This window comes from Trinickia terrae, from assembly GCF_005144415.1.
In the GTDB taxonomy this organism is placed as follows: domain Bacteria; phylum Pseudomonadota; class Gammaproteobacteria; order Burkholderiales; family Burkholderiaceae; genus Trinickia_A; species Trinickia_A terrae.
Genome location: NZ_SWJE01000010.1, coordinates 160,944 through 184,018 on the forward strand (window position 1 = coordinate 160,944; position 23,075 = coordinate 184,018).

The window sequence follows — 23,075 nt, forward strand, 5'->3', positions numbered from 1 at the left end:
ACGTGCGTATTACTTCGCGTGCGCTTCGCTCGTCGCGCCGACCACTTCCTCGATCGCCTTCGAAAGACGCGCGAAGCCTTCGTCGATATCGGCCTGCGGGATGATCAGCGACGGCGCAAAACGCAGCACGTTCGGGCCCGCGATCAAGAGCATCGCGCCGTGCTTGGCCGCGGCGTTCACGAAATCCTTCGCGCGGCCTTCGTACGCGCTCGTCAGCTCCGCGCCGATCAGGAGACCCTTGCCGCGCACGTCCGTGAAGAGGTTGAAGCGCGCGTTGAGCTCGGCGAGCTTCGCCTTGATCGCCTCGCCGCGCGCCTTCACGCCTTCGAGCAGCGCCGGTTCGCCGACGAGCTCGACGACCTTGTCCGCGATCGCCGCGCCAAGCGGATTGCCGCCGTAGGTCGTGCCGTGCACGCCGACCTTGAAGTGCGCGGCGATCTCTTTCGTCGTCAGCATCGCGCCGATCGGGAAACCGTTGCCGAGCGACTTGGCCGTGGTCAGGATGTCCGGCGTGACGCCCGTATCCATGTAGGCGTAGAAGTGTCCGGTGCGGCCGACACCCGTTTGCACTTCATCGAAAATCAGGAGCGCGCCGTGCGCATCGCACGCCTCGCGCAGCGCGCGCAGGAACGCCGGATCGGCCGGAATCACGCCCCCCTCGCCCTGCACCGGCTCGACGATCACCGCGCACGTCTTCGGCCCGATCGCTGCTTTGGCCGCTTCGATATCGTTGTACGGCAGGTGGATGATGCCTGCCGGCTGCGGGCCGAAGCCTTCGGCGTATTTCGGCTGGCCGCCGACGCTCACGGTGAAGAAGGTGCGCCCATGGAACGATTGCGTGAACGACACGATCTCGTACTTGTCCTCGCCGTGGCGCTCGACCGCGACGCGGCGCGCGAGCTTGAGCGCCGCTTCGTTCGCTTCAGCGCCGGAGTTGGCGAAGAATGCGCGATCCGCGAAGGTCAGCGCTTCGAGGCGCTTGGCGAGGCGCAGCACCGGCTCGTTGGTGTACGCATTACTGACATGCCAGATTTTTTCGCCCTGCTCGCGCAGCACGCGCAGCAACTCCGGATGCGAGTGCCCAAGCGCCGTCACCGCGATGCCGCCGGTGAAGTCGATATAGTCGCGGCCCTGCGTATCCCACACGCGCGAGCCCTCGCCGCGATCCGGCACGAAGGGGGCGGGCGAGAACACCGGCACCATGACTTCGTCGAAGGTCTGGCGGTTCACAGTCAGGTCGTTCATGGCAAATCCTCGTTGGGCTAATGGCAATAGTTTAGGAAACGAAACGCGCAGCGTCTTGCGCATACGCGACGCGAATTATCGGGCTTCGAGCCGGGCAAATCGTGACTCACCGCTCGTCCGGCCGCTCGATCAGGGCGCCCGCGCGCGGCTCGCCGGCATGCGCCTTGGCGCCGCCTTCCACTGAGCCGCCGTGCTGCTTCTCGATCCAGTTGCGGCGATCCTCGCGCGGCGTCACGCCGAAGCGCTCGCGATACGCGTTCGAAAAGTGCGCCGCCGACGAGAATCCGCACGCGAGGCTCACCTGCACGACCGATTTGCTCGTGCGCTGCAATTGCGTGCGCGCTTTCAGAAGACGCAGGCCGAGGTAGTACTTCGACGGCATCGAGCCGAGATATTGGCGAAACAGGCGCTCGAGCTGGCGGCGCGACACGCCGACCAGGCCCGCGATTTCATCGGTGGTCAGCGGGTCTTCGATGTTCGCTTCCATCAGGAGCAGCGCGTCGTTCAGGCGCGGATGCCGCTCGCCCGGCGCGGTGACGAACGGAATGCGCTGACGCTCTTCGCCCGCGCGCAACTGGCCGACGCCCATCGCGTCGGCGATCCGCTCTGCAAGTTCGGGGCCGTGATCGCGGCCGATCATCGCGAGCATGAAGTCGACAGTGGCCTGGCCGCCCGCGCAGGTCGCGCGGTCGCGGTCGATTTCGAAGATCTGCTGGGTGACGATCGAGCGCTCGAACTGCTCGGCGAACTGCTGGTAGGTCTCCCAGTTCACGCTCACGCGATAACCGGAGAGCTGCCCCGCCATCGCGAGCCACCAGACCCCGTGATGAATGCCGGTGACGAGCGGCGTGCGCTGTCCGACGCGCGCGAGGCTCGCGAGAAAAAGGCGGTAGTCGGCGAACTGCTGGAAGCGCTCGGAGACGAGGATCAGCCAGTCGCACGAAATGGCGTCGTTGAACGCGGTGTCGGCGGGCCATTGCGCGCCGCCCGAAAGCGGCACGGGACGCCCGTCCCACGAGCAGACTTGCCAGCGGTACAAGAGGCGTCCGTCGATCTCGTTGGCGAGCGAGAGCGCGTCGACGATCGGCCCGACGCCCGACATCGACACGGGCGGCAACGCGACGATCGCCACCTGGGTCGCGCGTGCGGGATTTACTTGCCGGACCATCGGCGAGACCGCAACAAAACGGCTGAGTGCATGCGAAGGCGCACGCGGCTTACTTGAGGCTGCCCGAGAGGAACTGCTTCAGGCGCTCGCTGTTTGGCTGCGTCAGCACGATCTTCGGATCGCCTTGTTCCTCGGTGCGCCCTTGATGCAGGAACATCACGTGGTTCGACACGTTGCGCGCGAACCCCATCTCGTGCGTCACGACGATCATCGTGCGGCCTTCCTCGGCGAGCTTCTGCATCACTTTCAGCACTTCGCCGACCAGTTCCGGGTCGAGCGCCGAGGTCGGCTCGTCGAACAGCATCACGTCGGGGTTCATCGCGAGCGCGCGGGCGATCGCCACGCGCTGCTGCTGCCCGCCCGACAGATGCGACGGATACTGCTTCTCGACGCGCGGCGCGAGCCCCACCTTCTCCAGATACTGCCGGGCGCGCTCCTCGGCCTCGCGGCGCGGCACGCCGAGCACGTGGATCGGCGCCTCGATCACGTTCTCGAGCACGTTCATGTGCGCCCACAGGTTGAAGTGCTGGAACACCATCGAGAGCTTGGTGCGCATGCGCTGCAGCTGCTTGTGGTCCGCGACTTCGAGATTGCCGGAGCGATCGGCCTTGGTCTTCACCGTCTCGCCGTCGACGATGATCTGCCCCGCGTTCGGCCGCTCCAGGAAGTTGATGCAACGCAGGAACGTGCTCTTGCCCGAGCCTGACGCGCCGATGATGCTGATGACGTCGCCGGCTTTCGCCTCGAGCGTCACGCCCTTCAGCACTTCGTTGTCGCCGTAGCGCTTGTGGATGTCGAGCGCCGCGAGCTTGGCGGGGGTGGATGTAGTGGTCTGGAGCACCTTGCTCTCCCTGGTCAATCTGTCGATCCGGAGTTGGCGCTTTAGCGCTTACTCCGGTCCCATGCAAAGCGCTAGTGGCGGCCGACGGCCAGATACGCGAGCCAGTGCTTTTCGGCCCGCCTGAACGCCGCGACGAGTGCGAACGATACCGCAAGATAGATCAGCGCGGCGATGCCGAACGCCTGGAACGACATGTACGTGGCCGAATTGGCGTCGCGCGCGACCTTCAGGATGTCGGGCACGGTCGCCGTGAAAGCGACGGTGGTCGCGTGCAGCATCAGGATCACTTCGTTACTGTACAACGGCAGCGCCCGGCGCAAGGCCGACGGCACGACGATGCGCCGGTACATCGTGAACCAGCCCATCCCGTAGGCGCGCGCCGCCTCGATCTCGCCGTAGCTGGTCGCCTTGATCGCACCCGCGAAGATCTCGGTCGTGTAGGCCCCGGTGTTCAGCGCGAACGCAAGGATCGCGCAGTGAAAGCCACTGCGGAAAAACGCATCGAGCAGCTCGTGCGAGCGCACGACTTCGAGGCTGTAGACGCCCGTATAGATGAGCAAAAGCTGCACGTAGAGCGGCGTGCCGCGGAACACGTAGGTGTAGAGGCGCACGGGCGTGGAGAGCCAGCGCTTCTTCGAGACGCGCGCCACGGCGAGCGGCACCGCCATCACGAAGCCGATGCTGATCGAGGCCGCCAGGAGCCACGCCGTCACGGCGAGGCCCGAGAAGCGCTGGCCGTCCCAATAGAGGAACGCCTGGCCGAATTGCGAAAGGATCTCGATCATAGTTCCGCGTGCCTCACGCCGATGGAGTAGCGCTTCTCGAGCCACAGGAGCACGACGTTCGAGACGGTCGTGATCGCGAGGTAGATGAGCGCCGCAACCAGGATGAAAAAGAACATGTTGAAGGTGCTCTTGCCGGCGTCCTGCGCGGCCTTGACGACGTCGGCAAGCCCGATGATCGACACCAGCGCCGTCGCCTTCACGAGCACCTGCCAGTTGTTGCCGATGCCCGGCAGCGCGAAGCGCATCATCTGCGGGAACATGATCCGCACGAACACGCGCATGCCGCTCATGCCGTAGGCGCTGCCCGCCTCGAGCTGGCCGCGCGGCACCGAGAGAAACGCGCCGCGGAAGGTCTCGGTGAAGTACGCGCCGTAGATGAAGCCGAGCGTCAGCACGCCCGCGAGGAACGGGTCGATGTCGATCTGGTCCCAGCCGAGCGCATCGGTCATCTGGTTCACAGCGATCTGGATGCTGTAGAAGAGCAGCAGCATCAGGACGAGATCGGGCACCGAGCGGATCAGCGTCGTATAGGCGGTCGCCGTCGAGCGCAGCACGCGGTTGTGCGAGAGCTTCGCCACCGCGCCGGCGAGGCCGAGTAGTACCGCCACTGCCAGCGACAGCGCCGACAGCTTGATCGTCTGTATCGTGCCGGCCATGAGCACCGGACCAAAGCCGTAGAGAACCACGCGCGCCTCCGTCTGATTGGGGTTGGGTGTGGCGCGGATACTCGCAAGCGAAATTAAATTGCTCAAACTGAAAGGCATGAGCATGCTGCGACGCAACATGAGGCGCACCACCGCGACTGTGGGCGGCAAACGCTTGTGGTGGCGGCAAAACCGCTCTTTTCGGGCAGGACGGCGGGCAGGATTGCGGCGCAGGCCGCGCCGCGTTTTTGCAAGTTTTGGGTCGCTTTTTCGATATTCAGCGAAAGGCTCAGTGCCCCCGGATCACGTCCGAGCGCGAGGTCGTGTAGACGAGCCCGTCAGGCGCGAAATGGACGTTGAAATACGCATCCTGGTTCACGCCGCCCTCGAACCAGTGCCAGCTCCAGACTGTCTCGGGCTTGAGCGGGTAGACAGCGATCCCGGTCGGCTTGCCGAGCAGCTCACGCACCTCGTCTTCGCTCATGCCCGCGTGGATCTTCGCGAAGTTGGCGGCTGTCAGCACCTGCGTGATCGCCTTCAGCCGGCCGTCCGGGCCGATGTCCACCATGAACGTGTGCAGGCCCGCCGGGCCGCGCGGATATTCGAGCCGCTTGCGGCCGTCCGGATAATCGCGCTCGGTCTCGGGACGCCCCATCTGGTCGCGGATCTGGGCTTCGGTCGAGACGCCCCGCGTCAGGCCTCGCAACAGCATCGATTCCGGCTTGATCGAGTTGAACCAGTCTTTGAGTTTTTGCACGGCGAGCTCGCTTTGTCGGTCGTTGCACGCGGTGAGCGCCAAGCACGCACACAGGGCGGCGACAGCGAAGAGCCGGTTACGCGAGGTGGCGTCGGTGGGCATCAGGGGAAGAGTCAGGGCGCGTCGAGGCCCATAGGATAACCGGCGCGGAGGGAAGAACACGGAGCAGGAAAACGAAACCGGCCGTCACATGACGTAGGCGGCCGGTAAACGTTTGAAGCGCGACGCAAACAATACGTCGGCAAATTATGCTGAACACAGGGCCGATCGGCGTCAAGAATTTCGCAGCGCCTTCCGCGTGCGCGGCCGGATGCAAACGCTCCCGCCTGAACGCACTCCCCTCGGATCTACCGCTGCTCGCGACCGTCTGGCCTTTATGCGATATCGTGTCCAGTGCACTCAATCTAGACGCATCGACGCGACACAACCAGAGAGTGTTTACACCGAATCCGCTGATCAATCGGGTAAGGTTTTCCGCCTCGGCCTGTGCGGTCGCGCAAGCCTCAGCGAGGCGATTCCGCTGCGGGCTCCGCGTCACGCTCGACGCTGCGCGCCGGAACGGCCGCAGGCGCCATCCGCGCATGCTCGTCGGCCTGGGCGAGCGCATGGCGGCGCGCGCGGTAAATCTCGGCAAGCTGCCACGAGCCGAGCGCGAGGCAGCCGAACAGCACTTCGCGCATGCGCTTCACGAGCGCGAGCGAAAGCGCCACGTCGTGATTGACGCCGAACATCTGCGCGAGCAAGACCACCGCCACCTCCTGGATGCCGAGCCCCGCCGGCACCATGAAAGCGGCGTGGCGCACGGCCTGTGTCAGCGCCTCGATCGCGACCGCGCCGCCGAGCGACACCGGATGGCCCAGCATCCGTAGCGCCCAGTAGGTCTCGAGCGCGCCGATCACATAGCCGGAAAGCTGCCAGAGGAACGAGCGGAACATGAGGCCGGTGCGGCACATCAAGGCGTCGATCTCGGCGTCGAGACGCTGGCCGTCGATGCCTTGCAGCAGGCGATGCTCGCTGCCGAGCACGCGCGCCGCGAAGCGCTCGATCGCATGGAACACACCGCCGCGCCGCAGCAGCAGGACCGCGAGCACCGGCAGCGGCAGCGAGAGCAGAAGCGCGAGGCCAATCGTCTTGCCGCCGCCGTTATGCGTCGATGCAAGAATCAGTACGAGCCCGAGCGCGGAGAACGCGTATTGGACGGCGATCGTCACGAGCACCTCGACGACTACCGACGCGGTGACGGCGCTCGCGTCGCGCACGCGCCAGCGCGCGAGGCGAATGCCGACGAGCTCGCCGCCGATGCCCGCAGACGGCAGCAGCCGCGAGACCGCTTCGCGCACGGTCGCGATCCACCAGAGGAAGGCGAGCGAGGCACGCTTGCCGAGCAGCAGATGCCACGCGTACGCATCGAGCAGAAGCGGCAGCGCATGGAACGGCACGAGCCAGAGCAGCACGGGGCCAGCCTCGCCGATCACGTGCATCACGTCGCCGACGCCTTCTTTCAGCACGAGCGCGATCAGGATCGCGATGCCGGCCGGCCAGCCGGCGCGCTTCACCCACACCATCATGACGTCGGCGCCCCCGGCACGCTCGCGCGGCGCCCCTTGCCGAACACGTCGGCAAAACCGCCGCGCGCCGCCGGGCCGACGCCGGCCGCGGCAAGCGCGGCCGCGACGCGCGGCGAAAGCAGCGCGTCGAGCTCATCGGCATGCCGGTATGCGTGCATCGAGGCAGTCAGCGGCGCATCCCCCGCCTCCGCCGGATGACAGTAGATCTCGCCGACGCCGCGCGGCAGGCGCGCGATCGCATCGAGCAGCACGGCTTCGTCCATGCCGCCCGTGTTGGCGATGCCGACGACGTAATCGTTGTGCGCGATCCCCGCGCGCTCGAGCCGCGAGCGCACGAGCGCGATCCAGGGCTTGAGCCACCACGGCTCGTTCGCCTCGGCCGGCAGCCGCACCGCGGCGAGCCCGTAGTCGCGGCCGATCGAGAGGATCAGCGAGAGCACGGTCGGATGCAGGTGGAAATGCTTGTGCGTGTTGACGTGGTCGAGCGGCAGCCCGGTTGCGGCAAACGCTTCGAACTGGGCGCGGATCTCGCGGGCGAGTTGCGCGCGCACGGCAGGAAGGAAGAAGAAACGGAAACCGTCGCGCACCATGTTGTCGCCGAAGCGCCCATCGGGGCCGACGAGCGCCGGAATCTCGGCAGGCGGCAAAGCCGCCGGGCCGTCGGCGAGCACGAGATGCAGGCCGACGCGCAGGCTCGGCAGCGCTCGCGCGCGCTCCACTGCGTCACGCGCGGCCGGCGCGCTCACCATCAGGCTCGCCGCGGTCAACACGCCCTCGCGATGCGCGCGCTCGACCGCCGCATTGACGCGCTCATGCAGGCCGAAGTCATCGGCCGTGAAAATCAGCGCGCGTTCAGCCGGTGCGGGAATCGCGGGCGCCGGCCCCGTCGAAGACATCCCGCTTTACGCCTCGTGCGCGCGCAGGAAGCGGAAGAACTCGACGCCTTCGCGCAGGCGCCGCTTCATCATGTCCCAGCTCGTCAGCATTTCGCGGACGATTTCCCAGATCTTCGAGGGACGGAAGTAGAACTCGCGATAGAACTGCTCGAGGTGGTGATAGATGTCTTCGCGCGACAGGTGCGGATAGCCGATCGCCGCAAGCTGTACGCCTTCCTTGCTGACGAGGTTGATGACCTTGTTCTCTTCGAGCCAGCCGTTGTCGACAGCCTGCTTGTAGAGCGTCGTGCCCGGATACGGAGCGGCAAGCGACACCTGGATCGTGTGCGGATTGATTTCCTTCGCGTACTCGATCGTCTTCTTGATCGTTTCCTGCGTCTCGCCCGGCAGGCCGAGGATGAAGGTGCCGTGAATCTTGATGCCGAGCTTCTTGCAGTCCGCGCTGAAGCGGCGCGCGAAGTCCGTGCGCACGCCCTTCTTGATGTTCACGAGGATCTGGTCGTCACCGGATTCGAAGCCCACGAGCAAGAGGCGCAGGCCGTTTTCCTTCATGACCTTGAGCGTCGCATACGGCACGTTGGCCTTGGCGTTGCACGACCACGTCACGCCGAGCTTGCCGAGCCCGCGCGCGATCGCTTCGGCGCGCGGCGCGTCGTCGGTGAAGGTGTCGTCGTCGAACATGACCTCCTTCACTTCCGGCATGTTGTCGCGAATCCACTTCACTTCCTCGATCACGTTCTCGACCGAACGCGTGCGGTAGCGGTGGCCGCTCACCGTCTGCGGCCACAGGCAGAAGGTGCAGCGCGACTTGCAGCCGCGGCCCGTGTAGATCGAAACGTACGGGTAGTTCAGGTAGCCGATGAAGTAGTTGTCGATCTTGAGATCGCGCTTGTAGACGGGCGCGACGAACGGCAGCTCGTCCATGTTTTCCAGGATCGGGCGCGCTTCGTTGTGCTCGATCGAGCCGTCTTTCGCGCGCCAGCTCAGGCCCTTGATCTCCGGGAACGGCTTGCCTTCGGCGATTTCCTTGCAGGTGAAGTCGAATTCTTCGCGGCAGACGAAATCGATCGCTTCGGTCGCCGTGAGCGAGTTGTGCGGATCGACCATCACCTTCGCGCCGACCATGCCGACCAGGATCGACGGCTTGTGCTTTTTCAGGTCCTGGGCGAACAACGCGTCCGTCGGGAACGACGGCGTGCTCGTGTGGATGAAGACGAGGTCGTACTCCTCGGCGATCTTGAGCGTTTCCTCGACCGACATGCCGTCGGCGGGCGCATCGATCACACGGCTGCCCGGCACCATGGCGGCAGGCTGCGCGAGCCATGTCGGGTACCAGAACGAGCGGATCTCGCGCTTCGCCTGGTAACGCGAACCGGCTCCGCCATCGAAGCCGTCATAGGACGGGGCCTGCAAAAACAGCGTTTTCATGGGTGCTCCGGCAACTTGCATGGGGCTTTTCACTTGAATGATTAAAAACTTGAACGAGGCGCTTCGGGGATCACAGCCCCACGGCCCGTATGGCCATAAGGCACCTTAACGCGCGAGCGGCCGATTCCGCCGACCGCTCTTCCTAATTTGTCTAATGTGTCTTAAGAACCTTCCGATCCTTCGACCACCGAGGCTCGCGGCGCGGTCACCACGGTCACGCGCGCGCCGCGCCAGACCACGTACGAGCCGAACGCCGCGACGAGCCATTGCAGCGCGAGCAGCACATCGCGCAGCGGCACGAGCGGCAGGTCGCGCCAGAACGTGCCCTCCGGGGCCTGCCGCGCGCTGCGCGCATGAAGCGCGATGCGCGCGAGCACGCCCGCGCCGGTGCTGGCCGCCAGCACCCAGTCGCGCAGCGAGCCGGTGAAGCCTTCGAAGCCGTGCGCGAGCAGTACGCCGGCGACGAGCCAAGGCGTCGTGAACGTGATGAACAGGAACGCGAAGCCGAGCGGATTGATCGAGCGGATGGTGCGCAGCCAGCGCGTCTCGCGCAGCCAGAGCGTGGAGAGATCGGGCTCGATGACGTCGGTGGCGACAGTCACTTCCGAGAGCACCGTGGAGAGGCCGAGCCGGCGCACGTGCTCGGCGAGCCAGTAGTCGTCGGCGAGATCGTCCTTGAGCGCCCAGAAGCCGCCGATTTGCTCGAGCGTCTCGGCGCGCAGCGCGAGCGTCGCGCCGAAGCCGAAGTCGGTCGAGCCGCCCGCGTGCGCGACGCGCACCGACGGCGCAAACCACTCGTTGATGAACAGCGCGCCGACGCGCGGCCAGAAGCCGCCCACGCTGACCGCGTGATAGAGGCAGGTCACGATGCCGACCTCACGGTTCGCGAGCGGCGCCGTGACGGTTTCGAGGTAGTCCGGCTCGACGGCGATGTCGCTGTCGGCCACGATGATGACCTCGTGCTTGGCGCGCTCAGCCATGTTGATGAGGTTGCTCACCTTCAGGTTCTGGCCGTGCACGCGCGAATCGACGACCAGCTCGATATCGAGCGACGGATACGCCGCCTGCAGCCGCCGCACTACGGCGATGGCCGGATCGGCCGGCGAAGATACGCCGAACAGCAATTGGAAGCGCGGATGGTTCTGCTCGCAGAACGTCGCGAGATTCTCGTAGAGGCGCGGCTCGGCGCCGCACAAGGGCTTGAGCACGGAAACCGGCAGCGCGGCCAAGGCGCCGCGGCCGCGGCGCCTCGCGCGCTCGGCCGCCGACGGACCGGCGGACAGCGCCGCGGCCGCCACCGCCACATAGATCGCCGCCACGCTGCACAGCAGGACCAGCACCCAGTCCGACAAGGAGACCACCGTCATTGAGCGCCTCCCGCGGCGCGCATGCCACACGCGGCCGCCGCCGTTGCGGGAACCAGACTCTTCAAATTGTGAAATGACACGTTCGCTGCTCCTTCGTTTTGCGTGCCGCCGCGGCGCCACGGCATTTGCCGGCGCGGCTTTGCCACGCTACACAGCCGGATTCCGGCGTTGCGGTGCGGGCGCAGCGAGCGCGACGCGACAGAACGCGAAAGCTTGCGCCGGACGAGCCGGCCCTCACGGGAAACCGATGGGCCAGCCAGTCGCGCGGTGCTTTCTGCTCTGTTGATGCGGGGCAAGGCTGCGAATGCAATGAGTTCGTGAACGAGCGCGGACCTGGCCCCACGCCCGGTTTCGACTGAACGGAAACCGCAAGTTGGTTTTTGGAATCGTGGAATTTTAGCAGGACATCCGTAAAAACGCTGAGCGCCGCTCTGCAAACTTCTGAAACAGTCTTTCCTCGTTGGGGGCCAAACCGTTTGCGCATTAATTGCCACAACGCGCGAGGCGCGCCGCAACGGGCGTCCGGCAGGCTTTTGCGGGTGAAAAAGCCTCATTCGGCGAGTCGTTGCGCTTTTACACCGCTTTAATTTTGTCTTGACAATTTCCGGCATTTCAGATGCCGAAACTGGGTTGTTCACGGATTCAAAACGGATGAATTCGCCGGCGGACATTGCCGCCTCTCGCGCAAACAATCCGACCCGAATTCGACCGCCGCAGCCTGCACCGCGCCAGCATCCCTGCGGCGCACAGGGGCTTGACGCGCCCGCCAGCAGCGCAGGCGGCGCTTTGGCACAATCGAGCCCCGACCTCGGAGCACGCCACATGATTCCCTTTTCCGTCCTGGACCTCTCCCCGATCGCCGCCGGCGCGACCGCGGCGCAGGCGCTCGCGAACACGCTCGATCTCGCTCAGCACGCCGAGCGCTGGGGCTACCGGCGCTACTGGCTCGCCGAGCACCACAACATGCCCGGCATCGCGAGCGCGGCGACCGCCGTCGTGATCGGCCACGTGGCCGGCGGCACCCAGACCATCCGCGTCGGCTCGGGCGGCATCATGCTGCCGAACCACGCGCCGCTCGTGATCGCCGAGCAGTTCGGCACGCTCGCCTCGCTCTACCCGGGCCGCATCGACCTGGGGCTCGGCCGCGCGCCCGGCACCGACCAGACGACCGCCCGCGCGCTGCGGCGCGACCTCGCGAGCAGCGCGGAGTCGTTTCCCGACGACGTCGTCGAGCTGCAGCGCTACTTCGCCGCCCCCGCGCCCGGCCAGCGCGTGCGCGCGGTGCCGGGCGCGGGGCTCGACGTGCCGCTCTGGCTGCTCGGCTCGAGCCTCTTTTCCGCGCAGCTCGCGGCGGCGCTCGGGCTGCCGTTCGCGTTCGCCTCGCATTTCGCCCCCGATCACCTGATGACGGCACTGCACGTCTACCGCACGCAATTCCGGCCGTCGGCGGCGCTTGCCAAGCCTTATGCGATGGTCGGCGTCAATGTGTTCGCGGCACAGACCGACGGGCAGGCGCAGCGCCTGTTCACCTCACTGCAGCAGCAGATCCTGAACCTGCGGCGCGGCACGCCGGGGCAGCTCCAGCCGCCCGTCGACCGGCTCGAAGCGTCCGAGTTCGAGTTGTCGAGCCTCGCGCACTCGCTCGCCTATTCGGCGATCGGCTCGCGCGACACGGTGCGTGCCGGTCTTGCATCGATCATCGAGCAGACCGGCGCCGACGAGCTGATTCTCTCGGGGTCGATTTACGACCATGCGGCGCGGCTGCAGTCGTTCGAAATCGCTGCGCAGGTGCGCGCGGAACTGGCGGACGCCGGGACGGCTCGCCCCGCAGGCGGTGGTCAGTAATCGGTTGGACGAGCGTCAGGCGGCAAGCTCACGGCTGCGCCGCCAGCCAGTCGAGCAACGCCTTGTGGAACGCCGGCGGGTCTTCCATCTGTGGCGCGTGCCCATAGCCGGGAAACTCGACGAGCGTCGCATGCGGGATCGCCGCCCGCGCCAGCTTGGCGAGTTCCGGGTAGTGGCCAAGATTCGCGCGCACCTCGGGCGGCGCGAAATCCTTGCCGATCGCCGTGGCGTCCTTGTCGCCGACGACAAGGAGCGTCGGCATCGTCAGGTTGCCCAGCTCGTAGACCACCGGCTGCGTATAGATCATGTCGTAGATGAGCGCCGAGTTCCGCGCGACGATCTCCTTGTCCGGCCCGCGGTACAGCCCCGCCAGCATCTGCACCCAGGGCTCGTATTGCGCGCGCCATTGCCCCGCGTAGTAGGTTGCCTGCTCGTAGCGGCGGATGCCGTCGGCGGTCGTCTCCAGCTCGCGCGCGTACCACTGGTCGACGGTGATCGGCGGCACGCCCTTCGCCTTCCAGTCCTCCAGGCCGATCGGGTCGACCAGCGCGAGCCGACGGGTTTCCTGCGGGTACATCAGCGCATAGCGGATCGCCAGCATGCCGCCCGTAGAGTGGCCGACGATCGTCGCCTCGGTCACGCCGAGCGACTGGAGCAGCGCATGCGTGTTGTGCGCGAGCTGCTGAAAGCTGTACTGGTAGTGCGCCGGCTTGCTCGATTTGCAAAAGCCGATCTGGTCGGGCGCGATGACGCGGTAGCCCGCCGCCGCGAGCGCCTCGATCGTCTCGCCCCAGGTCGCCGCGCAGAAATTCTTGCCGTGCAGCAGCACGACGGTGCGGCCGTTCGGCTTCTCGGGCTTGACGTCCATGTACGCCATCTGCAGCGTTTCCTGCTGTGACGTGAACGCGTAGTGCTCGACCGGCGCCGGATAGGCGAAGCCTTCCAGCTCGGGGCCGTAGGCAGGGCCGTGGTCGGCGTCAGCGGCTCCCGCGGGCGATGGCGGCAGGATCGATGCGGCAGCGCAAACAACCGGCAACAGCCGGGCGAGCAAACAGCGGAATTTGACGATCATCGGTGGCGTGGCGGCGGCGCGCACCGCGATCGTGCAGCGCCGCATGCGTCCTGTGCTGATGAGGACCCACACCCTATCAAGGCCACGCGGCATCCGCCAGGCAATCGCCGACGTCGAGCTTCAGGTTTTTCGGATCGCGCGTGTCATTGGGAACGAAAACCTGATTCGTGGCGGATTGCGGATAGGTGAGATTATTCGAACATAACGCGCTTTGCCCCGGGCCAATTACGATTTCCGCGCCGACTTTCAATCGGCATTGCTTGACGCGATTCAATGCGCTCCATTCGGGGCAAATGGCATTTGCCGCGCGATAAGTGCCGACCGGGCCCGCGGGCGGATTGAACGACCACCAGCGTCCGTATTGCGAATTCTGATTGGCCTGATCCCAGACGCGATAGACCGTCAGCGGCTGCGCCACCTTGAAGACCTTCGCATCGCACAGCCCGCCCTTTCCGGCCGGCTGGACGACTTGCTTGAGGAGGGTGTCGTCCGCGACTTCGACGAGCCCGTACGGCACGTTGATGCTCCCCGTGCAGGCGGCCGTTTCGACCAGCGGCCCTTCGCCGCCGCTGGGAAATTGCGCGCAGCCCGCCAGCGCGCCCATCCCCGTTACGCATATCAAGATCAGCCAATTCTTTTTCATGTCATCCCCCGATCGATATCTAAAGTGTGTTTTGGTTTTTTTCATTCCACAAGGAATGAACTCCCCGTAATGCTTATTGCATTGCTCCTGTCGTTCTTTTAATTCCTTCTGGTCCTGCATTTTGATGAAAATCATCTTAGTACACACCCAAGGGAATACACGGATTTTATTTTTCCCAGACGGGAACATGAATTCGCCGGCCCGGTGGCCGGGCGCGCATCCTGGTGCCGCATCGCAGCAAATCCGTTGCATCGCTGGCGAAACGCGTCTTGCCGCACAGACAGCCGCGCCGTGCTTCGTTGAACTGAGTCCGGACGCCGGCCGGACCTCCGTTTGCCGCGCCTCAAGAAAAACGCGACTACCCGCATCAAGCGTTTAGGTGCTAAAACGCTTGAATCTGCCTGCAAAAGAACAACTGAGACCCAGCGCCGTCTTCGGGGGCTACCTGCATTACCTGCAAGGAATCCGCTTTGCATGGGATCAGAGTAAGCGCTAAAGCGCTAACTCTGATCGACAGGAGACGAACATGGAGACTTCGACATCCCCCCGCCTCAACCTGATCCAGCGCCAGACGCTGGCCATCGTGCTCGCCGGCGGCCGTGGCACCCGGCTCGGCCCGCTGACCAACAAGCGCGTCAAGCCCGCCGTCCACTTCGGGGGCAAATACCGGATCATCGATTTCGCGCTGTCGAACTGCCTCAACTCGGGCATCCGCCGCATCGCCGTCGTCACCCAGTACAAGGCGCATTCGCTGTTGCGCCACCTGCAGCGAGGCTGGGGCTTCCTGCGCGGCGAGTTCAACGAGTTCATCGACCTGTGGCCCGCGCAGCAGCGCGTCGAAGGCGCGCACTGGTATCGCGGCACCGCCGACGCCGTGTTCCAGAACCTCGACATCATCCGCTCGATGAAGCCGAGGTACATCGTGGTGCTGGCCGGCGACCACATCTACAAGATGGACTACATGCGCATGCTGCTCGATCACGCCGACAGCCAGGCCGACTGCACGGTCGGCTGCATCGAGGTGCCGCGCATGGACGCGGTCGCGTTCGGCGTGATGGCCGTCGACGCCTCGCGCCGCGTGACGGGCTTCGTCGAGAAGCCCAAGGACCCGCCCGCGATGCCCGGCCGGCCCGGCATCGCGCTCGCCAGCATGGGCATCTACGTGTTCAACGCCGACTACCTGTACGCGCTGCTCCAGGACAACATCTCGAGCCACGCGACCGACCATGATTTCGGCAAGGACATCATTCCGCGCGTCGTCACGGTCGGCAATACGATCGCGCATCCTTTCTCGATGTCGTGCGTGTCGTCGGATGCGAGCGTCGAGCCGTACTGGCGAGACGTCGGCACCATCGACGCCTACTGGGCCGCCAATCTCGACCTCGCCTCGACGATCCCCGCGCTCGACCTCTATGACACCACCTGGCCGATCTGGACCCACCAGGAGCAGTTGCCGCCCGCCAAGTTCGTGCGCGACCTGAAGGGCGAGCAAGGCATGGCGACCAACCTGCTCGTCTGCGGCGGCTGCGTGATCGCGGGCTCGCAAGTGACGCGCACGGTGCTGTCGTCGAGCGTGCGCGTGCAGTCGTTCTGTCATCTCGATGAGGCAGTCTTGTTGCCGCAGGTGCAGGTGGGACAAGGGTGCCGGTTGAAGCGCGTGGTCGTCGACCGCGGCTGCACCCTTCCCGACGGCACGGTGATCGGCGAGGACCCGGTGCTCGACAACGAGCGCTTCTACCGGACCGAGGCCGGCATCGTGCTCGTGACGGGCGACGCGCTCGCGCGGATCGAGCGCTAGACCGCCTGGATTGCCGAACCAGACGCCGCCCCGAACCTTTTCCCAGGACACGCCCTAGCGGAGCCAGCCCATGACGATTCGCGCGCTGCACGTCGCAAGCGAGCTGTATCCGTTGCTGAAAACCGGAGGGCTCGCCGATGTCGTCGGCGCGCTGCCGCCCGCCCTGATCGAGCACGGCGCCGACGTGCGCGTGCTGCTGCCGGGCTTTCCTTCGGTGCTCGCGGGCGTGGCTGACCTGCGGCCGGTCGCCACGCTCGAGCCGCGTTTCGGCGCGCGCGACGCGCGTGTCGAATATGGAACGCTCGCCGCGAGCGGCGTCGGCATCTACGTCATCCGCGCCGACTCGTTCTACGAGCGCAGCGGCAGCCCCTACCTCGACACCGCGCAGGCGCCGTATGGCGACAACGCTCAGCGCTTCGCGCTGCTCGGCTGGACTGCGGCGCTCATGGCCCAGCATCTCGATGCCCAGTGGAAGCCCGACATCGTGCACGCGCACGACTGGCATGCGGGGCTTGCGCCGGCCTACCTGAAAGCCGCCGAGCGCCGCCGCGGCACGCCGCTCGCGCGCTCGATCATGACCGTGCACAACCTCGCCTACCAGGGCATCTTCCCGGCTGCGCTGTTCGGCCAGCTCGGCCTGCCCGATGACTTCTTCGACATGCACGGCGTCGAGTTCTACGGGCAGCTCTCGTTCCTGAAAGCGGGCCTGCACTTCGCCGACCGCATCACGACCGTGAGCCCGACCTACGCGCGCGAGATCCGCACCGTCGCGCAGGGCGCCGGGCTCGACGGCCTGCTGCGCGGCCGTGCGCACGAGCTCTCGGGCATCCTCAACGGCGTCGACTACGCGGTGTGGAGCCCGGCCGAGGACGCCTCCATTGCGAGCCGGTACACGGCCGCCAAACTCTCGCGCAAGGGTCTCTGCAAGAAGGCCTTGCAGGTGCGCCTGAACCTCGCGCAGGACGGCGACGCGCTGCTGTTCGGCGTCGTCTCGCGGCTGACCGAGCAGAAAGGGCTCGACCTGCTGCTCGAAGTGCTGCCCGAGATCGTCAAGCGCGGCGGACAGCTCGCCGTGCTCGGCAGCGGCGAGCCCGCGCTGGAGGCGGGCCTGCTGCGGGTCGCGCAGGCCCACCCTGACGCCGTCGCGGTGCAGCTCGGCTTCGACGAGGCGCTCGCGCACGCGATCATCGCGGGCAGCGACGTCGTCGCGGTGCCGTCGCGCTTCGAGCCCTGCGGGCTCACGCAGCTCTACGCCCTCGCCTACGGCTCGCTGCCGCTCGTGCATCACGTGGGCGGCCTCGCGGACACCGTGATCGACGCCTCGCTCGAAAACCTCGCCGACGATCTCGCCACCGGCTTCGCGTTCCATCACTTCGAGCCGGTCTCGATCACGGCTGCGATCAGGCGCGCATTCGCGCTCTACGCGCGCGGCAAGGAATGGAAGACGGTCCAGCGCCGCGCGATGGCGCAGGACTTCGGCTGGGGCGCGTCGGCGCAGCACTATCTGGCGCTCTATCGCGAGCTCGCCTGAAGCGAATGCCGACGGCATGTGGGGGCGCCCCCCGGGACTCGGCGCTCCCCTATGCCGAACCGATGATGCAGCGCAACAAGCCGTCTACCGGACGCTTTGCGATCCCCAAAAGTCATGTATTGTTCTTTCATATGCGGCAGTGCGGCACGCAAGGCTGGGCCGCAGCCGATAGACGAAGCGGTCTGCTCCAGGGCATCGTGATTGATGCAACGCGGAGCCGCTCCGGCAGAGTCCCGGGAACACCGGCCCCCTCCGCCATCGATCCAAGACAGCGCATGACGCAGCGAAACCAACCATGAAAAACGTCCTCAGCATCCAATCGCACGTCGTGTTCGGCCACGCGGGCAACGGCGCGTCCGTGTTCCCGATGCAGCGCCTGGGCGTCAACGTGTGGCCGCTCAACACCGTCCAGTTCTCGAACCACACGCAGTACGGCCACTGGGCCGGCAGCGCCATCGACGCCTCGCAGATGCAGGAGCTCGTCGAAGGCATCGGCGCGATCGGCATGTTGAGACGCTGCGACGCCGTGCTCTCCGGCTACCTCGGCTCGCCCGAGCAGGCCGAGGCGGTGGTCGAGATCGTGCGCGCGGTGAAAGCGACCAATCCGCACGCGTGGTATTTCTGCGATCCGGTGATGGGTCAGACCGGCGGCTGCACCGTCGAGCCCGGCATCCAGGAGTATCTGGTGCGGACGATGCCCGAAGTGGCGGACGGCCTGGCGCCGAATCACAACGAATTGCAAAAGCTCGCCGGCCGCAAGATCGAGACCGTCGAGGAAGCCGTGCAGGCGTGCCGCGAGATCATCGAGCGCGGTCCGCAGGTGGTCCTCGTGAAGCACCTCATCGATCGCAACAGCCTCGCCGACCGCTTCAACATGCTCGTCGTGACCGAAAACGAAGCGTGGATGGGGCAGCGTCCGCTCTATCCGTTCGCGCGCCAGCCCGTCGGCGTGGGCGACCTGACGAGCGCCGTGTTCGTCGCGCGCCGCCTGCTCGGCGACCCCGTGCGCGCCGCGTTCGAGCACACGCTGGCCGCGGTGCACGCGGTCGTCAAGGCGACCTACGACGCGGGCCGCTACGAGCTCGAGATCGTCGCCGCGCAGAACGAAATCGCCCAGCCGAGCGAATGGTTCGGCGCGTGGGTCACCGACGCGGCGTAATCCCTCGATCAACCTTCGGCTTTGGCATTCGATCGCATTCTGTTCGTTGAACTACTGAAGTGCGCCTAGAATCTTCAGTCCATAACGCTATGGATTGCGCGCAAGCGCGTTCATGCGTTGCGCATAGGCACAACTTCAACGTCAACAAGAACTCATGCAAAAGTGTGAAAACCGACGCTGTCCGATCTGTTACCCGAACTGGAGGGAGGAGGAAGCCGCCGCCGCAAAGCGTACGGAAGACGATCGCCAGAACTGCATCAACTGCTGGCGACACTATCAGAAGCAAGCCGAAGCGATCATCTCGGTAGACGATCCGATTGCGCGTAACCGGCGTATCAATGCCGCCTATGCCAAGCTGTGGCTCGACGATCGTCGCTTTCAATGGGCGGGGCTGGCAGCCTTTGCATCCAAGCAAGTCGGTTGCGGATTGCTCAATGCGGCCGAACTGATCAGCAAGTCGAACCGCCAACGCAATGCGTATCCGAAATGGGAGAGAAGCAGTTCGCCGCTCGAGCGACTTTCGCCCTACGCATCGCCACGCATGTCCATGCCGGATCAGGCAACGGGCGAAGGTGCCGCCAAGGGGTATCAGATGCTGGCAAAGGGAAACATGGCGCTGTTCCTCGATATCTGGCCGCTGCACATGTTCTATAAGGAGCTCGGACTACAGCGGTTCGAGAAGTGTCTCAAGGAGCGCGCGCAGTTGCGCGGTTCGGTTATCTGGCCGATTGCGGATCGTGTTCTCTTCGCCGAAAGCAAACCGGAGGTGTTACTCGCATTCCGCGCAATTGATGCAGGCAACATCGTGGAAAGCGTAAGGTTGCTCGCCCGTCACGAACAGATCAATATCCTGCAACCCGCCATGTATAACGATCCGTCATTTGCCATGCTGATGCGCGCCAACCAGTTCGCGTGGGCACTGAACATTCCAACCGGATCTGCACGCGAGATCCAGTTAACCCTCGCGAATCAATGCACTGTAACGGGCGCAAACGCACAAATTGAAATTTTCAGCAAGCAACCGCTCGCCAACCTCGCGGCCCCCGATCAGCGCATGGCGTTCGTCATGCGCGCCGCCCAGCGCTTCGATGAATTGTTACGCGATCCGATTGAGAAGTACTCGGTCGAAAACTCGCTCTATCTCATCGCGCACCCGAGGTAATCATGCTGCGTGGAAAAATCAGGCGGTTCGGGTACACCGCGTGCACACTGTTCGGCTGTGCTGTCGTTTGGGGAATCTATGCGATGACCAAGCCCGTCGATGAAGTCGTGCTGACGCTCGGGGAGCCCTATGAACAAGTGCGACAGCACTCGCGATCAACGCTGCCGGTTGCAACCGAAGACAACTCCATCAATCTGTACGTAAGGCGCCCCGCAGTCTTCCGGTTTCGCGATCCGCAATTCGGCTTTGTTACACCGCCCGCGAGGTTTCTGAGTCTCTATGCGGATCAGCTCGGCAATGTGTCGCTTGTTACCCTATCGCCACAAGTCGAAACATTGCCGCTTGACGAATCAATGGATATTCTCACGGACCTACAGAATCAGTTCAGGCGGAAAGGGTGGAAGCCATTTCACTCTCGTGACACCCCCCCCATCGAAGACACTCAGGCAACTCGAAATGCAATCCGGACGTGCACAGCACCGACAACGCGCTGGCACGCCGACGACAAATATCAGGTTTCGCTCAATATACGGTGCTTTCGGACGGACGATCGGGCAAACGACGAGCGTTACCTGATTACTCTGGATCTTAGTTTCTCGGTGTTTGAGAACCGTCCAGACGATTGATTGACTGATGTACCTGCTGGAATAGCAGCGCGTACGGACATGGCTCACGCCGACCACGCGCACAGCGTTTCGATGACCTGTTGCGCGACCCGATAGAAAAGCACATGGTCGAGAATTCCATCTATCTCATTGCGCACCCGAGGTAGTCATGCAACGTCGAAAGTTCTGGCGGTTCAGGTATTTCGCGTGCGCGGTGACCAGCTTTGCAGCCTTATTGGGTATCTGTGCGATGGCACTCCCTGCTGATGAAGTCGTGCTGACGCTTGGCGAACCGTACGAACACGTACGCCAACAATCCCGGTCGACGCTACCGCCGATCGGGACCTTGCCGCTCGACAAGGCAATGGCGATTGTCCTCGACTTGCAGGAGCAACTACGGCGGCGCGGTTGGCATCCAATCCGGGCGCATCGTTTCCCGCCAATCGCCAACACGCCCGCAATGGTGCAAAGCATCCGGCGCGGGGACGATCCGCAGACCTTCTGGCAGGCAGCGGGCAAATTCCAGGTGGCACTCGATATTCGACGGTTCGTCCATGAAAACCGGCCGCAAGACGAGCGTTATCTGCTTACACTCGAACTGAGCGGGCCGCCGCTCATGGAAGACGTCCCGGCCGATTGAGAGGCCGTCACCGTGCGGCCCGCCGTTTGTGGATTGTCTCAGCGACGCTCGCGTGGTTCGCACGCGGCTCCAGGCATTGCCTCAATCGAGCCTGAACTGCCCCACCGCGCTCGCGAGCTGCACCGCCTGCGTCTGCAGCGCGGCCGCCGCGGCGGCCGACTCCTCCACGAGCGCCGCGTTCTGCTGCACCATCTCGTCGAGCTGCGTCACCGCTCGGTTGACCTCGTGAATGCCGCGCTGCTGCTCTTCGGCGGCGTTCGTAATCTCGGACATGATGGCGGTCACGTTCGAGACGTTGCTGACGATCTCGCCCATCGTGTCCCCCGCGCGGCGCACCTGGCCCGAGCCCGACGAGACGCTGTCGATCGTCGCCTCGATCAGCGACTTGATCTCCTTGGCGGCCTGCGCGCTCCGTTGCGCCAGGCTGCGCACCTCGCCCGCCACCACCGCGAAGCCGCGTCCCTGCTCGCCCGCGCGAGCCGCTTCGACGGCCGCGTTGAGCGCGAGGATGTTGGTCTGGAACGCGATGCCGTCGATCACCGAGATGATGTCGCCGATCTTGCCCGACGCGCTCTCGATCTGGCCCATCGTGCTGACCACCTCGGACACGACCGCGCCGCCGCGCCCGGCCACCGCCGACGCCGCGCCCGCCATGTCGTTGGCCTGGCGCGCGGCGCTCGCCGACTGCGTCACCGTCGAGGTGATCTGCTCCATCGACGCCGCCGTCTCCTGCAGGCTCGCCGCCGCCGACTCGGTGCGGCCCGAGAGGTCGTGGTTGCCCGCGGCGATCTCGTCGGCCGCCGTGCGCACCGATTCGCTCGTGTCGCGGATCTGGCGCATCACGTGGCTCAGCTTGTCGACGAAGGTGTTGAACGCGCGCGCGATCTGCGCGACTTCGTCGGCGCCGTCCGAGGGCAGGCGCTTCGTCAGGTCGCCCTCGCCGGAGCCGATCGCATCCATCGCGTCGCGCACCAGCGAAAGGCGCTTGAACGCGGTCGCCGTGATCGCGCTGACGATCCCCGCCGCCACCGCGACGATCACGATCAGCGCGATCGCCGAGGTCGTCAGGAACGAGCGCGTGCCGGCCGTGGCCTCGGACTTGTCGAGCGCGACGACGGTGACCCAGTCGGTGCCCGGCACGGCTTGTCCGCGCAGGAGCTTCGCGTGGCCATCGACATGCGCCTCGCGCGGCCGGTCCGCCGAAGCGAGCGACGCGACGCTTGCCGCGTCGAGGTCAGGCATCAGCTCGGAGACGGGCTTCAACGTGAGCTTCGCATCGGGATGCGCGACGATCGTGCCGCTCGCGTCGATCAGCATCCCGAAGCTCGCGGGCGTCGGGTGGACCGACTTGACGTTGGCGATCACGCTGTCCATGTTGACGTCGCCGGCGACCACCGCCTTCAACGCGCCGTCGCGCACGATCGGCACGGCGAAGGTGACCACGAGCTTGCCCGAACCCGCATCGACGTAAGGCTGCGTGACGACCGGCTTGGCCGCAGCGGCCGCCTGCTTGTACCAGGGACGTCCGGTCGGATCGTAGTCGGCCGGCACGCCGGTCGGATCGGAGAACTTCGCGGTCTTCTCCGCGGTGCCGACGTAGACGTTGGTGAAGCCGCCCGCCGCGGCGACCTGCTTGAAAACCGGCACGGGGTCCGCGGTGAGCGCCGTGTCTTCGAGCGAGACGACCGCAGCCGTCTTCGACGCGACCCAGTCGCCAATCCCGGCGACGTGGCCGTTCGCGAGCGCGGCGAGGTTGTTGTTGATCGAGTCGTTGTCGTAGGAACTGACGACGAAGTAATTGAGCGCGGCGTTCACGACGAGCGAGCAGACGACGATGGCGATGCACGCTGCCAGCACGCGCGAGCGGATTGAAGCAAACATGTGGGAGGTTTCCTTCCGACGAATAGGCGGTAGAGGACTC

Annotated in this window: 20 protein-coding genes; 7 read left to right on the forward strand and 13 right to left on the reverse strand. The window is 65.3% G+C overall.

Features of this window, described 5'->3' with window-relative positions; genetic code table 11:
- Positions 1–9: 9 nt before the first annotated feature.
- The 10 genes from FAZ69_RS19190 to hpnI all read right to left on the reverse strand — a co-directional run bounded on the left by FAZ69_RS19190 (position 10) and on the right by hpnI (position 10,699).
- Positions 10–1,245 (reverse strand): aspartate aminotransferase family protein, encoded by a 1,236-nt coding sequence (locus FAZ69_RS19190; protein ID WP_136896671.1) that lies wholly within the window; start codon positions 1,243–1,245, stop codon positions 10–12.
- A gap of 106 nt (positions 1,246–1,351) precedes the next feature.
- Positions 1,352–2,413 (reverse strand): GlxA family transcriptional regulator, encoded by a 1,062-nt coding sequence (locus FAZ69_RS19195; RefSeq protein ID WP_136896672.1) that lies wholly within the window; start codon positions 2,411–2,413, stop codon positions 1,352–1,354.
- 49 nt (positions 2,414–2,462) lie between these two features.
- Positions 2,463–3,254, reverse strand: coding sequence for an ABC transporter ATP-binding protein (locus tag FAZ69_RS19200; RefSeq protein ID WP_136896673.1), 792 nt, complete (start codon positions 3,252–3,254; stop codon positions 2,463–2,465).
- 71 nt (positions 3,255–3,325) lie between these two features.
- Positions 3,326–4,039, reverse strand: coding sequence for an ABC transporter permease (locus tag FAZ69_RS19205; RefSeq protein WP_136896674.1), 714 nt, complete (start codon positions 4,037–4,039; stop codon positions 3,326–3,328).
- Positions 4,036–4,725, reverse strand: coding sequence for an ABC transporter permease (locus tag FAZ69_RS19210; protein ID WP_136896675.1), 690 nt, complete (start codon positions 4,723–4,725; stop codon positions 4,036–4,038). The genes FAZ69_RS19205 and FAZ69_RS19210 overlap by 4 nt, the downstream gene beginning before the upstream one ends.
- A gap of 247 nt (positions 4,726–4,972) precedes the next feature.
- Positions 4,973–5,542: an outer membrane protein assembly factor BamE gene (locus tag FAZ69_RS19215; protein WP_136896676.1), complete on the reverse strand. Its 570-nt coding sequence runs from the start codon at positions 5,540–5,542 to the stop codon at positions 4,973–4,975.
- 401 nt (positions 5,543–5,943) lie between these two features.
- Complete coding sequence (locus tag FAZ69_RS19220) at positions 5,944–7,008, reverse strand: lysylphosphatidylglycerol synthase domain-containing protein (RefSeq protein ID WP_136896677.1); 1,065 nt, start codon at positions 7,006–7,008, stop codon at positions 5,944–5,946.
- Entirely contained in the window at positions 7,005–7,904 is a 900-nt protein-coding gene (gene hpnK, locus FAZ69_RS19225; RefSeq protein WP_136896678.1) for a hopanoid biosynthesis-associated protein HpnK, read from the reverse strand. Before hpnK ends, FAZ69_RS19220 begins: the two co-directional genes overlap by 4 nt.
- Positions 7,905–7,910: 6 nt before the next feature.
- Positions 7,911–9,332, reverse strand: a complete 1,422-nt coding sequence (hpnJ, locus tag FAZ69_RS19230; RefSeq protein WP_136896679.1) for a hopanoid biosynthesis associated radical SAM protein HpnJ — start codon at positions 9,330–9,332, stop codon at positions 7,911–7,913.
- Between the two features lie 161 nt (positions 9,333–9,493).
- The gene (gene hpnI, locus FAZ69_RS19235) at positions 9,494–10,699 is read right to left on the reverse strand and encodes a bacteriohopanetetrol glucosamine biosynthesis glycosyltransferase HpnI (RefSeq protein ID WP_136896680.1); all 1,206 of its coding nucleotides are present in this window, start codon (positions 10,697–10,699) and stop codon (positions 9,494–9,496) included.
- Positions 10,700–11,521: 822 nt separating this feature from the next.
- On the opposite strand from hpnI, the gene FAZ69_RS19240 reads away from it, so the two are divergent.
- Positions 11,522–12,544 (forward strand): LLM class flavin-dependent oxidoreductase, encoded by a 1,023-nt coding sequence (locus tag FAZ69_RS19240; protein ID WP_136896681.1) that lies wholly within the window; start codon positions 11,522–11,524, stop codon positions 12,542–12,544.
- Positions 12,545–12,572: 28 nt separating this feature from the next.
- Here the strand turns inward: FAZ69_RS19240 and FAZ69_RS19245 are convergent, their stop codons facing one another.
- Complete coding sequence (locus FAZ69_RS19245; protein ID WP_169708696.1) at positions 12,573–13,661, reverse strand: alpha/beta fold hydrolase; 1,089 nt, start codon at positions 13,659–13,661, stop codon at positions 12,573–12,575.
- Between the two features lie 31 nt (positions 13,662–13,692).
- Positions 13,693–14,394: a hypothetical protein gene (locus FAZ69_RS19250; protein ID WP_136896682.1), complete on the reverse strand. Its 702-nt coding sequence runs from the start codon at positions 14,392–14,394 to the stop codon at positions 13,693–13,695.
- Between the two features lie 391 nt (positions 14,395–14,785).
- Between FAZ69_RS19250 and glgC the strand changes: the two genes are divergently transcribed.
- The 6 genes from glgC to FAZ69_RS19280 all read left to right on the forward strand — a co-directional run bounded on the left by glgC (position 14,786) and on the right by FAZ69_RS19280 (position 21,154).
- Entirely contained in the window at positions 14,786–16,057 is a 1,272-nt protein-coding gene (gene glgC / locus FAZ69_RS19255; RefSeq protein ID WP_136896683.1) for a glucose-1-phosphate adenylyltransferase, read from the forward strand.
- Positions 16,058–16,127: 70 nt separating this feature from the next.
- Complete coding sequence (gene glgA, locus FAZ69_RS19260) at positions 16,128–17,588, forward strand: glycogen synthase GlgA (protein ID WP_136896684.1); 1,461 nt, start codon at positions 16,128–16,130, stop codon at positions 17,586–17,588.
- 295 nt (positions 17,589–17,883) lie between these two features.
- Positions 17,884–18,747 (forward strand): pyridoxal kinase PdxY, encoded by an 864-nt coding sequence (gene pdxY, locus FAZ69_RS19265; RefSeq protein WP_136896685.1) that lies wholly within the window; start codon positions 17,884–17,886, stop codon positions 18,745–18,747.
- Positions 18,748–18,901: 154 nt separating this feature from the next.
- Positions 18,902–19,909, forward strand: a complete 1,008-nt coding sequence (locus tag FAZ69_RS19270; RefSeq protein WP_136896686.1) for a DUF2515 family protein — start codon at positions 18,902–18,904, stop codon at positions 19,907–19,909.
- 83 nt (positions 19,910–19,992) lie between these two features.
- Positions 19,993–20,535, forward strand: coding sequence for a flagellar biosynthesis sigma factor (locus tag FAZ69_RS19275; protein ID WP_240702333.1), 543 nt, complete (start codon positions 19,993–19,995; stop codon positions 20,533–20,535).
- A gap of 148 nt (positions 20,536–20,683) precedes the next feature.
- Entirely contained in the window at positions 20,684–21,154 is a 471-nt protein-coding gene (locus FAZ69_RS19280) for a flagellar biosynthesis sigma factor (protein ID WP_136896688.1), read from the forward strand.
- 81 nt (positions 21,155–21,235) lie between these two features.
- Here FAZ69_RS19280 and FAZ69_RS19285 read toward each other — a convergent pair whose 3' ends face one another.
- Positions 21,236–23,035: a methyl-accepting chemotaxis protein gene (locus tag FAZ69_RS19285; protein WP_136896689.1), complete on the reverse strand. Its 1,800-nt coding sequence runs from the start codon at positions 23,033–23,035 to the stop codon at positions 21,236–21,238.
- Between the last annotated feature and the right edge of the window lie 40 nt (positions 23,036–23,075).